At 65.2% G+C, this 17,927-nt stretch carries 18 protein-coding genes; 10 read left to right on the top strand and 8 right to left on the bottom strand.

Going from position 1 to position 17,927, the window contains the following annotated elements; all coding sequences use genetic code 11:
* The coding region (locus ACRCSW_RS24460; protein WP_438708261.1) for a hypothetical protein at nucleotides 1–404 on the bottom strand (404 nt) is incomplete at its 3' end.
* 230 nt (nucleotides 405–634) lie between these two features.
* Between ACRCSW_RS24460 and ACRCSW_RS24455 the strand changes: the two genes are divergently transcribed.
* From ACRCSW_RS24455 to ACRCSW_RS24410, 10 genes are all read left to right on the top strand, one after another.
* Complete coding sequence (locus ACRCSW_RS24455) at nucleotides 635–1,786, top strand: saccharopine dehydrogenase family protein (RefSeq protein WP_438708260.1); 1,152 nt, start codon at nucleotides 635–637, stop codon at nucleotides 1,784–1,786.
* A 140-nt stretch (nucleotides 1,787–1,926) separates the two neighbouring features.
* Nucleotides 1,927–3,654: a heparinase II/III family protein gene (locus ACRCSW_RS24450; protein ID WP_438708259.1), complete on the top strand. Its 1,728-nt coding sequence runs from the start codon at nucleotides 1,927–1,929 to the stop codon at nucleotides 3,652–3,654.
* Nucleotides 3,655–3,685: 31 nt separating this feature from the next.
* Entirely contained in the window at nucleotides 3,686–5,272 is a 1,587-nt protein-coding gene (gene purH / locus ACRCSW_RS24445; RefSeq protein WP_438708258.1) for a bifunctional phosphoribosylaminoimidazolecarboxamide formyltransferase/IMP cyclohydrolase, read from the top strand.
* Nucleotide 5,273: 1 nt separating this feature from the next.
* Nucleotides 5,274–5,768: a signal peptidase II gene (gene lspA, locus ACRCSW_RS24440; RefSeq protein WP_438708257.1), complete on the top strand. Its 495-nt coding sequence runs from the start codon at nucleotides 5,274–5,276 to the stop codon at nucleotides 5,766–5,768.
* Nucleotides 5,769–5,830: 62 nt separating this feature from the next.
* On the top strand, nucleotides 5,831–6,361 hold the full coding sequence (locus ACRCSW_RS24435) for a DUF3035 domain-containing protein (protein ID WP_438708256.1): 531 nt from the start codon (nucleotides 5,831–5,833) through the stop codon (nucleotides 6,359–6,361).
* An 83-nt stretch (nucleotides 6,362–6,444) separates the two neighbouring features.
* Complete coding sequence (locus ACRCSW_RS24430) at nucleotides 6,445–7,791, top strand: M16 family metallopeptidase (protein WP_438708255.1); 1,347 nt, start codon at nucleotides 6,445–6,447, stop codon at nucleotides 7,789–7,791.
* Nucleotides 7,788–9,083 (top strand): M16 family metallopeptidase, encoded by a 1,296-nt coding sequence (locus tag ACRCSW_RS24425; protein ID WP_438708254.1) that lies wholly within the window; start codon nucleotides 7,788–7,790, stop codon nucleotides 9,081–9,083. The genes ACRCSW_RS24430 and ACRCSW_RS24425 overlap by 4 nt, the downstream gene beginning before the upstream one ends.
* Nucleotides 9,084–9,161: 78 nt before the next feature.
* The gene (pgsA, locus tag ACRCSW_RS24420; protein WP_438708253.1) at nucleotides 9,162–9,827 is read left to right on the top strand and encodes a CDP-diacylglycerol--glycerol-3-phosphate 3-phosphatidyltransferase; all 666 of its coding nucleotides are present in this window, start codon (nucleotides 9,162–9,164) and stop codon (nucleotides 9,825–9,827) included.
* Nucleotides 9,824–10,072: a molybdopterin converting factor subunit 1 gene (gene moaD / locus ACRCSW_RS24415; protein ID WP_438708252.1), complete on the top strand. Its 249-nt coding sequence runs from the start codon at nucleotides 9,824–9,826 to the stop codon at nucleotides 10,070–10,072. Before pgsA ends, moaD begins: the two co-directional genes overlap by 4 nt.
* Before the next feature lies 1 nt (nucleotide 10,073).
* Nucleotides 10,074–10,514 carry a molybdenum cofactor biosynthesis protein MoaE gene (locus ACRCSW_RS24410; protein ID WP_438708251.1) on the top strand — a complete coding sequence of 147 codons (441 nt, stop codon included), beginning with the start codon at nucleotides 10,074–10,076 and terminating at the stop codon, nucleotides 10,512–10,514.
* 67 nt (nucleotides 10,515–10,581) lie between these two features.
* Here the strand turns inward: ACRCSW_RS24410 and ACRCSW_RS24405 are convergent, their stop codons facing one another.
* From ACRCSW_RS24405 to ACRCSW_RS24375, 7 genes are all read right to left on the bottom strand, one after another.
* Nucleotides 10,582–11,574, bottom strand: coding sequence for a P1 family peptidase (locus ACRCSW_RS24405; protein ID WP_438708250.1), 993 nt, complete (start codon nucleotides 11,572–11,574; stop codon nucleotides 10,582–10,584).
* A 73-nt stretch (nucleotides 11,575–11,647) separates the two neighbouring features.
* Nucleotides 11,648–12,862: a hypothetical protein gene (locus tag ACRCSW_RS24400; RefSeq protein WP_438708249.1), complete on the bottom strand. Its 1,215-nt coding sequence runs from the start codon at nucleotides 12,860–12,862 to the stop codon at nucleotides 11,648–11,650.
* 36 nt (nucleotides 12,863–12,898) lie between these two features.
* Nucleotides 12,899–14,308, bottom strand: a complete 1,410-nt coding sequence (locus ACRCSW_RS24395) for an FAD-binding oxidoreductase (RefSeq protein ID WP_438708248.1) — start codon at nucleotides 14,306–14,308, stop codon at nucleotides 12,899–12,901.
* 9 nt (nucleotides 14,309–14,317) lie between these two features.
* Nucleotides 14,318–14,977, bottom strand: a complete 660-nt coding sequence (locus ACRCSW_RS24390; protein WP_438708247.1) for a helix-turn-helix domain-containing protein — start codon at nucleotides 14,975–14,977, stop codon at nucleotides 14,318–14,320.
* Between the two features lie 142 nt (nucleotides 14,978–15,119).
* A complete protein-coding gene (locus ACRCSW_RS24385) occupies nucleotides 15,120–15,530 on the bottom strand; it encodes a hypothetical protein (RefSeq protein WP_438708246.1) in 411 nt (136 codons plus the stop codon).
* A gap of 117 nt (nucleotides 15,531–15,647) precedes the next feature.
* On the bottom strand, nucleotides 15,648–16,202 hold the full coding sequence (locus tag ACRCSW_RS24380; RefSeq protein WP_438708245.1) for a sarcosine oxidase subunit gamma: 555 nt from the start codon (nucleotides 16,200–16,202) through the stop codon (nucleotides 15,648–15,650).
* Nucleotides 16,195–17,927 (bottom strand): glycine cleavage T C-terminal barrel domain-containing protein (locus ACRCSW_RS24375; protein WP_438708244.1); only part of this gene is annotated, 1,733 nt, incomplete at its 5' end. The genes ACRCSW_RS24380 and ACRCSW_RS24375, both read right to left, overlap by 8 nt.

Below are 17,927 nucleotides of genomic sequence, written 5' to 3'. Positions count from 1 at the left end.
AGATCTTCAATTGTCTCATCCTTGCGGATGACGTCGATCGTGCCGGTTTTGTGCCAGGCATTCGGGGCAGGCTCGATTCCATCGCGGTAGCCGAAAGCGACTCGATAGGAAGTATCCTCGTTCTGGAAGGTCACGGCTTCGCCGACGACCAAGCCCGCCTGTTCTCCTCGAAGATACGTCAAGTCCGCGAGCGGGCTTTGCAGCGTCAGTTCAGGCTCGCCTTTGAGCGGGCCGAAACGGTAGACGGCCTGATCGTCCTTGATGCAGAGCAGAACGCCCTTTTCCCGCCCCTCGATCTGGCATGAGGCGACGAAATCCTCGCCTTTGGGGCAGGTCGCCGCGAAAGCCTGCGCGGAGGTCACGACCAGTACAAGCGTCAGCGCAATTTTCCGGAAAAATCCCATCTATTCCAAACTCCTAGAAACGCGATCTTGCTGCCCATCGTTGGAGGGGTTGTCAAGGTAAGGTCATCGCTATGTCCGGGGACAAGTGGCCTTTGGGATCAACGCAAATCGCAACAAAAGGCCGTCTTCGAGCAAAAGCGGGCTGGTCAGTGGCATTGGGTTCGTTAAGGATTCTGGCGAAGAACACTGCAGGGCTTTGTGAGAGCTTGCAAAGCCAAGGGAGAGAGAAAATGACGATTCACTGGTGCGGCACGGGCCTTTCGTCGATCCCCGGCCTCAGGCGCTTGATCGAGGCGGGCCATCCGGTGACGGTGTGGAACCGCACGGTCGAAAAGGCCCGGAAGGAAGTCGGCGACATCGCGACCGATATCCGCCCCTACAGCCTTGAGGCGCTGACCGAGGCGCTGCAGCCCCACGACATCGCCGTGTCGATGCTCCCCGCCGACCAGCATGTGGCCATTGCCAAAGCCTGCCTTGAGAAGGGCGCGCATTTCGCCTCGTCGTCCTACATCGCCCCGGAGATGCGGGCGCTGGACCAGGATTTCCGCGAAGCCGGTCTGGTGTCGGTCAACGAAGTGGGCCTTGACCCCGGCATCGACCATCTGATGGCGCACGATCTGGTGGCGCGCTATCGGGCGTCGAAGACCTATGACCGCGACAACGTCATTTCCTTCACCTCGTATTGCGGCGGGGTTCCGAAGAACGCCAACGCCTTCCGCTACAAGTTCAGCTGGTCCCCGGCGGGGGTTCTGAAGGCGCTGCGCTCGCCGTCGCGGTCGCTGCGCAACTATTCGGAGCTGCGGATCGCCCGGCCGTGGGACGCGATTTCCTCTTACGATGCGCCGCTGCCCACGCGTGAGACCTTCGAGGTCTACCCGAACCGCGACAGCTATCCGTTCATGGCGGAATACCGGTTCGAGCCCTACTGGAAGGTCCGCGACTTCGTGCGCGGTACGATCCGGCTGAACGGCTGGGCCGAGGCCTGGGCGCCGATTTTCGAGGAGATCGAGGGGCTGGAGGGCAAGCCGCCGGCCGAGATCGATGCTGCGATCAATGCGCGGGCGGCGGCTCTGCTTCAGGACAACTCCTATGCCGAGGGCGAGCCGGACCGGGTGATCCTGCTGGTCTCGCTGAAGGCCGAAAAGGACGGGCGCCCGGTGTTCCACGAAACCTGGGCGATGGATGCCTGGGGCGATGTGCGGGGGACGGCGATGGGGCGGCTTGTGTCGGTGCCGGTGTCGCTGGCGGTCGAGGCGGTCATGACGCGCGAGATCCCGGCGGGCGTCCATGGCGCGCCGCACGACCCGCGGCTGCTGGCGCGCTGGCTGGACGAAGTCGGGCATCTGGCGCAGTTCCTGCGGCGGATCGATCATCTGGCGTAAGCCTCCTCGTTCGACTTCGTCTCCTCCTCGGGACGCCAGCGAGGAGTGACGAAGTCATCGACGAGCGTGACAGGCGCGGCGCTCTGGCCTATCATTCCGGCGACGATCCGGGAGAACCGGGCAGAGCAGCGAGGCAGGACGTGGGCGGCAAAGGCAGCACGTCGAAGCATTTTGACCGGCTGGCCGACCGGCTGGCGGTGATGGCTGCCCGTCGGGTGCGGCCGGCGGGCGGGTTCGTGTCGCAGCCGGAACCGCGATCGATCGGACTTTACACGCGCGGCAAGCAGCTGGTGGCCGGCAACATCCTTCTGGCGGGCTATCTGGCCGAAGCTCCGGGGACCATCCTGTGGGATGTGCCCGCCCCCGATCCGGCCTTCGCCGCCGAAGCGCACGGTTTCGGCTGGCTTGACGATCTTGCCGCCCTTGGCACGAAAGAGGCCCAGACCCGCGCGCAGGACTGGACCTGGGCCTGGATCGCCCGGTTTGGCGAGGGGCGCGGGCCGGGATGGACGCCGGACCTGACCGGGCGCCGGATCATCCGCTGGGTGCATCATGCGACGCTCCTCTTGAACGCGCGCGACCGGGCGGACAGCGAAGCCTTCTACCAGGCGCTTGCGCGTCAGGCGGCCTATCTGGCGCGCCGCTGGCAAAGTGCGGGCGAAGGGCTGCAGCGGTTCGAGGCGTTGACCGGCCTCGTCTATGCCGGGATTTCATTGATCGGAATGGAGGCCCTGGTCGGACCAGCCACCAACGCGCTTGCTGCCGCCTGCGAGGCCGACATCGACGCGGAAGGCGGCATTCCGACCCGGAATCCCGAAGAGCTGCTGGAGGTCCTTACCCTTCTTACCTGGTCGGCCAGCGCGATGAGCGAAGCGAGCCATGCGGTGCCCCCTGCCCTTTCATCGGCGATCACCCGTATTGCCCCGGCGCTAAGGGCGCTTCGCCATGCAGATGGCGAGCTTGCGCGCTTTCATGGCGGCGGGAAAGGCGTGGAGGGGCGGCTTGATCATGCGCTGGCGGCGACGGGTGTGCGGGCCGGGCCAGTACCTTCGATCGCGATGGGCTTTGCCCGGCTGTCGGGCGGGCGAACCACACTCATCGTGGATGCCTCGTCGCCCCCCGGCGGGCGGGCGGCGGCGACGGGCCATGCCTCGACCGCGGCATTCGAGCTGACATCGGGCCGCCGGGCACTGGTGGTGAACTGCGGATCGGGCCTGGCCTTCGGGCCGATGTGGCGGCTGGCCGCACGCGCGACCGAGTGCCATTCGGTGCTGTCGATGGACGGCTTTTCGTCCTCGCGCCTCTATCCTTCGGGCGATGCGCTGAAACATCGTGCGGCGATCACCACGTCGCGAATGACTGTCGGGCACGAGGGCGCTGACCTTTATCTGGCGCATGACGGCTGGCTGCGGACCCATGGTCTGACGGCAAGCCGCAGCCTGACGCTGGCACACGACGGGCGGCGCCTCTCGGGGGTGGAAGCGCTGACCGCGCTGACGTCTGAAGCCCGGCGGCGGTTCGAGGACGTGATGACGACGACCGCGATGGAGGGCGCCCGGTTTTCGATCCGGTTCCATCTGCACCCTGACGTGGATGCGGCGCTGGACATGGCTGCAACCGCCGTTTCTCTGGTGCTTCGCAGCGGCGAGATCTGGGTTTTCCGCTTCACCGGGCAGGCCGAGCTGAGCATCGAACCCTCGGCCTATCTGGAAAAGGGCCGGCTGAACCCTCGGCCATCCACCCAGATCGTGCTTCGTGCCCAGGCGCGCAGTTTCGAGACACGGATAGGCTGGACCTTGGCGAAGGCAAAGGATACTCCGCTGGCGATCCGGGACCTGGAAGGCGCCGACCCTGAGGACGAGCCCTGACCACCCGGAGCCACTGCGACAGGGTTTGCCTATGACCAACCTCGTTCCGATCGGCCGCGCGCTGATCTCCGTCTCGGACAAGACCGGCCTTCTGGACCTGGCGCGCGCGCTGGCGGGTTATGGGGTAGAGCTGATCTCGACCGGGGGCACCAGCTGCGCGCTGCGGGCGGCGGGGCTGACGGTCCGGGATGTGGCGGACGTGACTGGTTTCCCCGAGATGATGGACGGCCGGGTGAAGACGCTGCACCCGAACATCCACGGCGCGCTTCTGGCGCTGCGGGACGATGACGAACATCTTCTGGCGATGGCCGCGCACGGGATCGAGCCGATCGACCTTCTGATCGTGAACCTGTACCCGTTCGAGGAGACCGTGGCCAAGGGCGCGGACCATGCGACCTGCATCGAGAACATCGACATCGGCGGCCCTGCGATGATCCGTGCGGCGTCGAAGAACCACCGCTTCGTGACGGTGGTGACCAACCCGGTCGATTATGAGCCGCTGCTTGACCAGCTGCGCGCGCATGGCGGGGCGACGACCATGGGGTTCCGGCAGAAGCTGGCGTTGACCGCCTATTCGCGGACGGCGGCCTATGACACGGCGGTCTCGACCTGGCTTGCGGCCGAGATCGGTGAGACGGCGCCGCGCTATCGGAGCTTTGCGGGGACATTGGCGCAACCGCTGCGCTATGGCGAGAACCCGCACCAGAGGGCGGCGTTCTATACAGACGGCTCTCACCGGGCGGGGGTGGCGACGGCCCGGCAATGGCAGGGCAAGGAGCTGAGCTACAACAACATCAACGACACCGACGCGGCGTTCGAGCTGGTGGCGGAGTTTGCGGGCGGGGCGCCGGCTTGCGTGATCGTAAAGCACGCAAACCCCTGCGGGGTGGCCCAGGCAGGCTCGCTGACCGAGGCTTATCTCCGGGCTTACCGGTGCGACCAGACCTCGGCTTTCGGCGGAATTGTCGCCTTGAATCAGGTGCTTGACGCGGCGACCGCGGAAGAGATCGTGAAGATATTCACCGAAGTCGTGATTGCGCCCGATGCGACCGAGGAAGCGAAGGCGATCTTTGCCGCGAAAAAGAACCTGCGGCTTCTGACCACGGGGGCGCTGCCCGACGCGGCGGCCAAAGGGTTGGCGTTCAAGCAGGTGGCGGGCGGGTTCCTGGTGCAGGACCGCGATGCGGGGCATCTCTCGGCGGCGGACCTTAAGGTGGTGACGAAGCGCGCGCCGTCGGACGCTGAAATGCAGGACCTGCTTTTCGCCTGGACGGTCGCCAAGCATGTGAAGTCGAACGCCATCGTCTACGTGAAGGACGGCGCAACCGTGGGCGTCGGTGCGGGGCAGATGAGCCGGGTGGACAGCACCCGCATCGCCGCCCGCAAAGCGCAGGACATGGCCGAGGCGCTGGGGCTGGCGGCACCGCTGACCAAGGGCTCGGTCGTCGCGTCCGACGCCTTCTTCCCCTTCTCGGACGGGCTGATCACGGCAGCCGAGGCCGGTGCGACGGCGATCATCCAGCCCGGAGGCTCCATGCGAGACGACGAAGTGATTGCTGCGGCGGACGAACGTGGCCTTGCCATGGTCTTCACCGGCCAGCGGCATTTCAGGCACTGACATGCGGCTGTTCTGGATCACCGGCACCCTGACCTTCGGCATCGACCAGCTGACCAAACTGTTGGTCGTCCACTGGCTTGACCTGATCAACCGGCATGAGATCGACGTGCTGCCGCCTTACCTCAACTTCCGGATGGCCTGGAACTACGGGATCAACTTCGGCCTACTGTCGCACGGGTCGGAACTGGCGCGCTGGGGGCTGATCACGCTGGCGGTGATCATCTCGGCCTGGGTCATCTGGTGGATGCGGCGCGAGCGCGGGAACTGGAAGGCCGAACTGGCGGGCGGGCTGCTGGTCGGGGGCGCTTTGGGCAACGTGATCGACCGAATCGCCTATGGGGCAGTCGCGGATTTTCTGAACATGTCCTGCTGCGGGATCGAAAACCCCTATGCGTTCAACGTCGCCGACATTGCGATTTTCGCAGGCGCCCTTGGCCTGGTGATCTTTGCTGGCGGCGATGCAACGGGTGGAAAACCCACCAAAGGGTCACGCTAAACACCCGTGACGCCAGCATTGCTTTAGGCTAAGACGGGCAAAAGAAGGTTTCGGAGGCAGGCATGCAGGCAGCGAAAGGCAGGGCGATCATCGCAGTTGCGACGATGATCACGCTGGCGGCCTGTGGTGGCAGGGGCGACCCCGAGCTGATGAACCTGCGCTCGGGCCAGGGCCCTGACGAGTTTGCCATCGTCCCGCCGAAGCCTTTGGAAATGCCGGAAAACCTGGCCGATCTGCCGGAACCCACCCCCGGTGCCGGAAACCGGGCCGACGCACAGCCCTTCAGCGACGCGATCGTGGCGCTTGGCGGCACGCCTTCGGCTGCTGGGGGTATTCCGGCGGGCGACTCGGCGCTCTATGCCCATGCGGCCCGCTTCGGGGCCGACAGCGGCATCCGGGCGCAGCTTGCGTCGGAAGACCTGGAATGGCGGCGCGACAACAACGGCCGCATTCTCGAGCGGCTTTTCAACGTGAACGTCTACTACAAGGCCTACCGCAAGTACCGCCTTGACCAGCAGGCCGAACTGGCCCGCTGGCGCGCGCTTGGCATCCGCACCCCCTCGGCCCCGCCGCGCAAGCCTGACGAAGAGTAACAAGCGCGTTTGCTGGCCTCGGGCGGGGTTGAACCTCACACCGCCAACTGCACTTATCTCTCCAGCCATATAGGGAGACGTCGATGCCCGGAAACCTTGGACCGAGCACTCTTCTAGCACTCGCCCTTGCGCTGCCCGCCGCTGCCGAACCGGTGACAAGCTTCACGCTGGAAAACGGGCTTGACGTCGTGGTCATCGAAGACCACCGCGCGGCTGTTGTCGTGCAGATGATCTGGTATCGGGTGGGCTCGGCAGACGAACCCCCGGGGAACTCCGGGATCGCGCATTTCCTGGAACACCTGATGTTCAAGGGCACCGAGAAGGTGGCCCCGAATGCCTTCTCGGGCATCGTCGAGGCGCAGGGCGGTGACGACAACGCCTTCACGTCCTGGGACTACACCGCCTATTTCCAGCGCATCGCGGCCGACCGGCTGGACCTGGTGATGGAGATGGAAGCCGACCGGATGCGCAACCTGCGGCTCACCGAAGAGGATGTCACGACCGAGCGTCAGGTCATCCTGGAGGAACGCAGCCAGCGGACCGACAGCGACCCCGGTGCGCTGCTGATGGAACAGATGCGCGCGGCGCAATACATGAACCACCCTTACTCCATCCCGATCATCGGCTGGCGGCACGAGATGGAGGAGTTGTCGCGCGAGGACGCGCTTGAGTACTACGAGCGGTTCTATGCGCCGAACAACGCGACCCTGGTGATCGCGGGCGACGTGACTCCGGAAGAGGTGCGGGCGCTGGCCGAAAAGCACTATGGCCCGCTTGAACCCTCGGACGGGATAGCCCCGCGCGAGCGCCCGCAGGAACCGCCGCAGCTAGCCGAACGCCGGATCACTCTTGAGGACCAGAGGGTGTCAGAGCCCTACATCTTCCGGACCTACCTTGCCCCCGAGCGCGACCCCGGTGACCAGAAGACTGCAGCAGCGCTGACCGTGCTGGCCGAGCTTCTGGGCGGCAACGGGCAGACCTCGGTCCTGCCGCGGGCGCTGCAGTTCGACAGCCAGACCGCGGTCTATTCCTCGGCATTCTACGATGGAAACTCTATCGATGACGGGACCTTCGGGCTGATCGTCGTGCCCTCGCCCAATGTATCGCTGGAGGATGCGGAAGCCGAACTTGACCGCGTGCTGACCGAGTTTCTGGCGACCGGGCCGGACCCAGCGGCGCTGGAGCGCATTCGCACGCAGGTCCGGGCGGGCGAGATATATGCCCGCGACAACGTGGAAAGCCTTGCCCGCCGCTATGGCGCGGGGCTGAGCGTGGGGCTGTCGCTGGAAGACATCGACGGCTGGGACGAGGCGCTGTCCGCGGTGACCGAAGCCGACATCATGGCCGCCGCGCGCGAGGTGCTTGACCGCAGGAACGCGGTGACCGGTTGGCTTACCAGACCGCCGGCCGAAGGGGAGACCACAGAATGATTCGCGCCGTCTTTGCCGCCTTTCTGGCCTTGGCCCTGCCCGCTGCGGCCGAGATCAAAATCCAGGAAGTCACCTCGCCGGGCGGGATCAAGGCCTGGCTGGTCGAAGATCACAACATCCCCTTCACCGCGCTGGAGATTCAGTTCCGCGGCGGCACCTCGATCGAGGCGCCAGACAAGCGCGGGGTGGTGAACCTGATGACCGCGACGCTTGAGGAAGGCGCGGGCGACATGGACAGCCGTGGCTTCGCCGAAGCCCGCGACGCCCTGGCCGCCGACATAACCTTCGACGCAGGCGCGGATTCGGTCAGCGTCACGGCTCAGTTCCTGACCGAGAACCGCGATCAGGCGGTCACCCTCTTGCGCGAGGCACTGGTCAATCCGCGCTTCGACCAGGACGCGGTGGACCGGGTGCGTGGCCAGGTGCTGTCGATCCTTCGGTCGGACGCGAAAGACCCCGAGGCGATCGCCTCGCAGACCTTCAACCGGCTGACTTTCGGCGATCATCCCTATGGCTCCACCGGCGACGGGACGATCGAGACGGTGACGGCGCTGACCCGGGACGATGTGGTTGCGGCCCACAAGGCGGTGCTGGCCCGCGACCGGATCTATGTCGCCGCATCGGGCGACATCACCGCCGAGGAGTTGGGCGCGCTTCTCGACCGCCTGCTGGGCGACCTTCCCGCGACAGGCGCGCCCTTGCCAGGCAGGGCCGCGCTTTTGCAACCGGCGGGATTGACGGTGGAGCAGTTCCCCTCGCCCCAGTCGGTGGTGATCTTCGGCCATGCCGGAATTTCCCGCGAAGACCCTGATTTCTTCGCAGCTTTCATCCTGAACGAGGTCATGGGCGGCGGCCGGTTCACCGCGCGGCTGATGACCGAGGTGCGCGAGAAGCGCGGCCTGACCTATGGGGTCGGAACCTATCTGATCGGCTACGACAATGCCGACCTGCTTCTGGGCCAGTTCTCGGCCTCGAACGACAAGGTGGCCGAGGCGATCAAGGTCCTGCGCGCGGAGTGGGCGCGGATTGCGTCCGAGGGGGTCACGCCGGAAGAGCTTGCCGCGACCAAGACATATCTGACCGGTTCCTACCCGCTGCGCTTCGACGGGAATGGCCCGATTGCAGGGATTCTGGTCGGGATGCAGATGGAGGGCATGCCGATCGACTACATCACGACGCGGAACGCCAAGATCGAGGCGGTGACGATGGAAGACGTCAAGCGCGTCGCAGCACGGCTGTTCCAGCCGGAGGCGCTGAAGTTCGTGGTCGTGGGCGAGCCTGCGGGGTTGTAGCATGAGACGGGGGCGGATTGCTCTGCGCATGCGAACAATCCCCTTCCCCCGACCTGACCCATCGTCTACGACTTCGCCATGACCTGGACGATCCCAAACACGCTTACCGTCCTTCGCCTGCTCGCCGCTCCTGGCGTTGCGATCATGTTCCTGTATTTCCATCGCCCCTGGGCCGACTGGCTGGCGCTTTCGCTCTTTGTCGGCGCCGCGATCACCGACTGGTTCGACGGCTATCTGGCCCGCCTCTGGAAACAGGAGTCGAAGTTCGGCGCGATGCTCGATCCCATCGCCGACAAGGCCATGGTGGTGATCGCGATCATGGTCATCACCGGCTACAACGGGATGAACGCCTGGCTGATCCTGCCCGCGACGATCATCATTTTCCGCGAGGTCTTCGTCGGGGGTTTGCGCGAGTATCTGGGCGACAAGAGCGCGCTGCTGAAGGTCACTAAACTCGCCAAATGGAAGACGACCGCACAGATGATTGCGATCGCCGTTCTGTTTCTTGGCACCGGGTTCGAATATCTGAACGGCGTTGCGATGCAGGGCATGACGCCCAATCAGTATCTCGAGGCCGTCGCAGCTGGCACGGCCGACCCGATCCGCGCTTGCGGCAAGCAGGACTGCGCGTCCTATGCGAACATGGCCGGGACGGTGCTTCTGTGGTTCGCGGCGCTTTTGACCGTCGTGACCGGATGGGAGTATTTCTCGAAGGCCATGCCTTATCTTCGGGAAGACAAATGATCGACGTTCTCTATTTTGCCTGGGTCCGGGAACGGATCGGGCTTCCGCGCGAAAGGGTGGAGACCTCGGCTGCCACTGTAGCCGGGCTGGTCGATGAGCTGAGGGCCAGGGAAGAGCGTTACGCGGCGGCGTTCGCTGATGTCTCGGCCCTGCGGGTGGCGCTGGATCAGGAGCTTGCGTCCTTCGATGCGCCGCTGAAAGACGTGCGCGAGGTTGCGTTCTTCCCGCCGATGACGGGCGGCTGAGATGCGCGTCGCGGTCCAACCGGCGCCGTTTGATCTGGGCGCCGAGGTTCAGGCCTTTACTGCCGGGGTTGCGGGGGCTGGGGCGGTGGTGACCTTCACCGGGATCGTCCGGGATGAGGGGGGTGCGCTGTCCAGGATGGAGATCGAGCACTATCCCGGCATGACCGAAAAGGCGATTGCGGGGATCGTTGAGGAGGCGGTGGCCCGCTGGTCGCTGGCGGACGCGCTGGTGATCCACCGGTATGGTTCCCTGCGCCCAGGGGAGGCGATCATGATGGTCGCCACGGCGGCTCCGCATCGGGGCGATGCTTTTGCCGCTGCCGAGTTCCTGATGGACTATCTGAAGTCCCGTGCTCCGTTCTGGAAGAAGGAGTTGCGGGCCGATGGGTCGGCTTGGGTTGCCGCCAAGGAGGCCGATGAGGACGCGCTGAAGCGGTGGTAGTGTCCCACGGTGGGTCAATTCCCTGGCTTCAATGATTTCAATGCTTTGATCGGCCGGTAAGGAATCATCAACCCTTCCCGAAGCGCGATCGCCAGCTGGGCTGGAGGTCTCCGGGCTTTGGTTCCGCCAGATAGACCGCCCTGGCGATGGCGCGGGCGAGGCAGGTCGCGGCGGCGTGGCCGATCTGGAACGGGTCGATCAGCGGGTCCTCAGTCACCCTTGTGCCGGTTGAGACGGCAAAGACCAGATCACCGTCAAGCGGCGTGTGGGACGGTACCAGCGCGCGGGCCATGCCGTCATGCGCGGCCACTGCCATGCGCTGCGCCTGCGCCTTGGTCAGGACCGCATCGGTGGCGACAATGGCGATGGTCGTGGCCTCGCCCAGCCGCTTCACGGGCATGGGGGCGTCTTGTGGCTGCATTGGAGCGGGGCCAAGGCCACCGAACTCCACGCCCTCCTCCCATGGAGCGGCCCAGAAGTGGGCGGTCTCGCCGACCGTGGCGGAGCCCAGCGCATTGACCGCGACCAGTGCGCCGACGGTGATGCCCGAGGGCAGGACGGCCGAGGCCGACCCGAGGCCACCCTTGAGGTTCTTGGTCATGGCGCCGAAGCCCGCGCCTGCGGTGCCAAGGGCAAAATCGGGGCTCGCCCGGTCCAGCGCCGCCCGTCCAAGCGCGGGATAGGGGCTTTCGCGCCAGTCCTTGTCGCCGCCGTTCAGAAGGTCAAAGAGGATGGCCCCCGGCACGATGGGAACGCGGACAGGCCCTACCGGAAAACCTCGGTCCAGTGCGCGGAGACCGGCCATGATGCCGGTGCCTGCGTCAAGGCCGAAGGCCGAGCCGCCTGCGAGGAAGATCGCGTCGACCTCCTGCACCAGACGGTCGGGGGAGAGGAGGTCGGTCTCGCGCGTACCGGGTGCGCCGCCCATGATGTGGACGGCGGCAGTGAAGGGGTGATCGGCGGTCAGGACGGTGACACCCGAGCGAAGGGCCGCGTCATCGGCATTGCCGACACGAAGGCCGGTGACATCGGTGATCAGGTTTCGGGGTCCGGGGCGCATGGGGGCAGAGTAGCGGTATGGCGAGGTCGCGCAAAGGGTAATCCAGGGGGCGATTTTTCGACGAAAAATCGGATCAGGGCAGAGACCTCGTCTCTGCCTTGCGACGGTCGGCAACCCACAGCGCCCCGGCCCCAGCCAATGCAAGCGTGACACCAAGAAGCGCAACCGTGCCATAGCCGCCAACCGTCGTGCCAAGCGCGAAGCACATCGCAGCCATCACGTCACCAGCAAGCCGCTGCAGCGCCATCAGCGAGGCCCCGGCCCCCGGCCTTTCGGCCAGGAGGTTCTGCAGATAGGCGATCGGGACGGTCAGGATCACTGCCCCACCCACAGCGGCGGGCAGGACCAGCAGCCAGACCAGAGCAGACCCGGCCAGCACCGGCAGAAGCGCCACATGGACGGCGTAGATCGCCGATCCGGCAAGGATCAGGACGGTCCGGTCCATCCCACGGGTGAGCGAGGGCAGGAGAAGCATGAACGGCACCTCCAGCCCGGCAACAAGGCCGACGTAAAGTGCGACATCCTGGCTTCCTCGCCCGACCTCGGCGACCATCACCAGCGAGGCGATCGCCATGTAGACCGTCGAGGCGACGGTGACCGCCCCAAGCGCCAGGACGCGTGCGGCAAGCGGCAGGCGGCCCATCTCGGCCAGCGCCGCGCGGAAGCTGAGGCCGCTTGGACTGTCCTGCCAGGGCACATTCGCATCGCTTGGCCAAAGTCTGAGGACCGTTAGGAGCATCAGGCCCGACAGCATCAGCCCGGCCGGAAAGATCGCCGTGACCGGAACGCCTGCCGCAAAGACCAGCGCCCAGAGCGGCAGGACCACGACGAACGGGGCGGCAAAAAGCGCGCGGATCACGGCCATGATCCCATCGCGCTCGACCTCGGGGTAGCGCGTGGCCGCGAGGCGCGCGAGGGCGAAGACCTGACCAAACGTCACGCCGCTGATCGGGAGAAGGACCGCGACAGTCAAGGCAAAGACCCAAGGACCGGGGAGCGCGGTCATGAGGAAGGTTCCAAGGAGCAGCGCGCCCACTGCACCAAGCGTAATCTGCCGCCGGTTCGCCGTCTGATCCGCCCGGATGCCCGCCGCGACCGCCACGGAAACCGACACGACCGAGGAAACCGCGAGGAGCACGGCATAGCCCCCGTCGCCGAAGCCGAAGGTGTTGACGGCGAGGGTCGAGAAGTAGGGGACAAAGCTGCAGACGATGGCGCCCTGCAGGACCATCACAAGCCCCGCGGCGCGCAAGGCCGGGTCAGTCATGCAAATGCGGATGGCGGACATGCGCCATCGCTATCCTGTCGGTCGTGCAGGGACAAGCTAGGCTGGAATGACCTTGCCGGGGTTCATCCGGCCCTCTGCGTCAAGCGCCGCTTTCAACGCCCGCATCACCTCCAGTGCCACCGGGTCCTTGCGCCTGGCCATGGAGGTCAGTTTCGACAGCCCCACCCCGTGTTCGGCCGAGAAGCTGCCGCCAAGCTCGGCGACCACATCTTCCACGATCTCCAGCACCCGGTCTTTCAGGGCCTTGTCGGCGCTGGTCGGGTAGGCGGTGAAATGGAGGTTGCCGTCGCCCAGATGTGCGACGGTCAGGCTTTTCAGGCCCGGGTCCAGCGCTTCAAGCCGCTTCAAGCTTTCGGCCAGGAAGGTCTCGACCTTGTCGAGCGGCACTGAGACGTCGGTGTCGACCTCGGGGTGGAGGCCCACCGAGATTTCCGCCGCCGCCTCGCGCCGCGCCCACATCGCCCGGCGCTGCTGAGTGTTGCGGGCAAGGACGGCGTCGGTGACGAGGCCTGCCTCCATCATCTCGGCCAGGACGGTTTCCAGAATGCGGGTGAACGGCACTTCGCCGGTGTCGTCGGGTGTGGCTTCGGTCGTGACGGTTGTGGCCGCTTCGATCAGGATCGTGACCTCGGGGATGTGGTCGAAGGGCAGGCCCAGATCGGGCCGCGCCACCTTCAGCCGTTCGGAATAGGTGCGGGGCATGAACTCGAAAGCCTCGACGCGACCCCCGGTGGCCTCCTGCATCCGGTTGAGAAGGGTGAGCGCGTCAGTCAGGGACCGCACCGCGACTGTGGCCGTCGCATGGGCCTTCGGCGCCGGAACCAGCTTCACGACGGCGGCGGTGATGATGCCAAGCGTACCCTCGGCGCCGATGAAGAGGTTCTTCAGATCGTAGCCGGAGTTGTCCTTGTGAAGCTCCGACATCAGGTTCAGCACCCGTCCGTCGGCCAGCACGACCTCCAGGCCCAGACACAACGCGCGGGTCGAGCCGTAGCGCAGCACGTTCGACCCGCCTGCATTGGTGGCCAGCACTCCCCCCAGCATCGCCGAGCCGCGGGCGCCGAACCAGAGCGGGAAGTAAAGCCCCTCGGCCTCGGCGGCGTCATGGAGGCGGGTCAGGATCACGCCTGCCTCGGCCACCACCAGCCGCGCGTCGCGCTTGACCGCACGGATGCGGTTCATCCGTTCGAGGCTGATCATCACCCCGCCGTTGGTCATGGTGCCGCCGACCAGGCCGGTGTTCCCAGAAATCGGCACGACCGGCAGCCCATGCTTCGCGGCGACCCTCACACAAGCCGCGACTTCGTCGGTCGATCCGGGCCGGACCACAGCGGCGGGCGCGCCCTCATACCGCCCCATCCAGTCGCGCGCATAGCGGGCCATGTCCTCGCCCGTCAGGACTTGAGCGCGGCCAACGGCGGCACCCAGATCGTCGATCAGGTCCATGGGAAGCCCTCAGCCTTGCGGGTAGGAGATGACGGACAGATACCGCGCCGGCAGCTTCACCAGCGTCTCGGGCCCATGCGGGGCGTCGGCGTCGAAGAAGAGGCTGTCGCCGGGCTTCAGGGCATAGACCTGATCGCCGTGGCGATAGTCGACCTCGCCTTCCAGCATGTAAAGAAGCTCCAGCCCCTCATGCTGGAAGGCGGGGAAAGTGTCGCTCTCGGTCGTCAGCGTGATGATATAGGGCTCCACGACCACGCCCGAGCTGTTCGAACCGAGATGCCCCAGAAGGTTGTACTGGTGGCCCGCGCGGGTGCCCCGACGCTCGATCTCGACATGCTGGCCGGCCTTCACATGCTGGACTTCGCGGCGTTCCTCGTAGCTCCGGAAGAAGGCGGTGACGGGGACCGAGAACGCGTGGCTCAGGACCTGCAGCGTGGTCAGCGAGGGCGAGGTGTTGCCGTTTTCGATCTTGGACAGCATCCCGATGGAGAGGCCGGTGACAGTCGCAAGATCGGCGACCGTCATCCCCTGCTGGCGCCGGAAGATCCGGACTTCACGCCCGATGGCAGCTTCGAGATTGCGCTCGGATATCTCCCGGACCCGGTGCGGGTCCTGATCAAAGGCAGGCTTGCCGCGAGGAAGCGAAGAGCTGGCGTCGCCGTCTGACATGGGTAGGGCCCCGCAAATGCGCCAATAGTCTCAATTTCACTAATAGGAAACACGGATCATATCAAGCCAAACCCTGTTGGCCGGTCGGTTCGAAATGGTGCTTTGAGCCCAGATTAACCAAGATACCTTGCCGCAGCGAAGCTCAGCTTAGGCGGGGATCCTGAACCATCACTGCATCAAAGATTGCGAATACTTCCTGAGCCATCGGGGTTCCGATCACGTCATGACGTGTCAGCGCCGACCCGACTAGTTCGCTAGTTGCAGCAGGCCGGTTGGTTGTATCGACAACTGAAACACCGGGTACGCCAGCATTCTCGAAATGGATGAGAGATACGGCACTCCGATCACACTTTGTGGTGCCTTCGCCCCAGGAGCCGTAGATCAAATCGAAATTTGCAGGATGATCCTCGATGGACTTACCGACTGTCCATTGAACAAAGTAACTAGCCACAGTTCGTCCACTTTTATGGACGAACCCCCAAACGGTGCGGGTTTGATTTCCACAGCAATCGCAAAATCCGCTGCTTTCTTCTGTTGGCTCAACTTCAAGCATTGCCATAGCCCCTGCATAGCTCTCCGACAAAAGCAGAGAGCGGACAAGTAGTCTAGCAACTGCAATGCCCGCTTCGTCCGCAAAGCCGCCAGTCAAACTGACCCGCTACCCAAACCCCTACCACGCCGCGGCCGCGGCCACCTCCACCGCATGGAGCAAGCTTTTGGCCGACGACCTTGGGCCGTAGAGCCGGACGGAACCGGTCCCGTGCTTGATCAGGTAGCAGCCGAGGTGTTCGATCACCGTTCGGGTTGCGTAGCCGTTGGGGACGCCGGGGAAATCGACGTTGCAGACCCGTTCGAGAAGGGGGGCAAGATCGGGGGCCACAAGGTCGAATGCCACCCAGGCGTCAGTCTGTTCGGTGATCGACGCCGCCTCGCCGAAGGCACCCTTCAGCATTTGGGCGATCAGTTCATGGCCGACGAAGGGCGCTTCCACGAACCACATTTCGGGCGCCACCCAGAAGGCGCTGTAGGGGTCGCCACCTATGTGCCGCGCAAGGCCAGGGAGCGGCACACCCGCCACTTTTGCCGCCTTCGCGAGGTCTTTCCCCCGCCGTGCCGCCACCGAGGCCAAGGCCACGTCGAACCGTTCGCTGATCGTGAGCGGCCCCACCGTGATCACCGCGGGTTCATGCGCGCCGAGCGCTGTCATTGCCTGCAGCTTAGCCACGAAGCCGCTCTCCTTCCGGATCGAAGAAATGCGGGCTGACGATGTCCACTTCCGTATCAAGACCGCTCAGCAGGTTCACCGCCCGCATGCGCGTGCCGATCTTGCGGTCGCCGCCCTTGAGGTAGCCCAGAGCTATGTCGCACCCGAGATGTGGCGAATAGGCCTTTGACGTCAGCCACCCGCCATCGTTCGCCGCGACCGGTGCCGCCCCTTTGTCCAGGAAGTGGCTGCCCGCAACCAGCTTGCCGTTCGGATCGACAGGCTTCACGCCCACCAGCCGGTAGCCGTCGGGGTCGTTCAGACCCTCACGTTGGGAAAGGACCATGCCGATGGAGTCCTTCTTTTTCGACACCATCTTCGAGAGGCCCATGTTCAGCGCGGTCGACTGCCCGTTCAGCTCGCCCCCCGCGACATGGCCCTTCTCGATCCGCATCACCCCCAACGCTTCGGTGCCGTAAACCACCGGCTCAAACTCCACCCCCTGTGACAGCATTTCCCGCAGGAGAGCATCGCCATAGCGGGTTGGCACCGCGATTTCGAACGCCAGTTCACCAGAGAAACTGATCCGGAACAGCCGCGCGCGAAGGCCGCCGCAAACTGTGACGTTTCCGGCCCCCATGTAGGGGAAGGCCGCATCCGAAATCTCCTGATCGACCACCTTCTCCAGGAGTTTCCGCGCATTCGGCCCTGCGACCGAGAACTGCGCCCAGGCCTCGGTGGTCGAGATCAGCTGGACGTCCATGTCGGGCCAAAGGCACTGGCGGTAGAACTCCAGATGCCGGAAGACCGTGATGGCGTTCGCGGTGGTCGTGCTCATTACGAACTCGTGTTCACCTATCCGCGCCGTGGTGCCGTCATCGAAGACGATCCCGTCCTCGCGGAGCATCAGCCCGTAGCGGCACTTTCCGATCGGGAGGGTGGAGAACGTGTTGGCATAGACCTTGTCCAGGAACGCCCCCGCATCGGTGCCCTGGATGTCGATCTTGCCCAAGGTGGTGACGTCGCAGATGCCCACCGACTTGCGCGTGGCCAGAACCTCGCGGTCGACCGACTGCCGCCATTCCGTCTCACCCGGTTTCGGCACCCATTGCGTGCGAAGCCAGTTGCCGACCTCGACAAAGATCGCGCCCTGTTCGGTGGCCCAGTGGTGGGAGGGCGTCAGGCGGAACGGCTTGAACTCCTTGCCCCGCGACCGGCCCGCCAGCGCCCCCATCGCGACAGGCGTATAGGGCGGGCGGTAGATCGTCGTCCCGGTCTCGGGGATCGACCGGCCGGTCAGTTCGGCCATGATCGCAAGGCCAAGAACGTTGCCCGTCTTGCCCTGATCCGTCGCCATCCCAAGCGTGGTGTAGCGCTTCAGATGCTCGACGGAGGTGAAGTTCTCCTGATGGGCGAGCTTCACGTCCTTCACGGTCACGTCGTTCTGCTGGTCGATCCAGGCCCGGCCCTTGCCGCCCGCGACATACCACTTCGGCGTGACCCGGACAGGCGCATCTTCGGCTTCGGGCAGGACATCAGCGCTGGCGGTCCTCCCCAAGTCCGTCAGCGCCGCGATGGCCTGCGCTTGGCCAGAGGCCAGCGCGCCATGGGTAGACATGCGTCCCGCCGCCGCACCCGCGACGAGAAGGCCCGGAGGCCCATCCGGCCCCGGCACGAAGCCCGCAATCCCTTCATCCCACACCGGGCGCGAACGATGATGCGAATGGATGTTCACATTCGGGTTCC

The organism is Tabrizicola sp. (assembly GCF_051645465.1).
GTDB lineage: Bacteria > Pseudomonadota > Alphaproteobacteria > Rhodobacterales > Rhodobacteraceae > Tabrizicola.
Note: the sequence above shows the minus strand (reverse complement) of the source record. Positions and strands in the feature narration are given on the sequence as shown.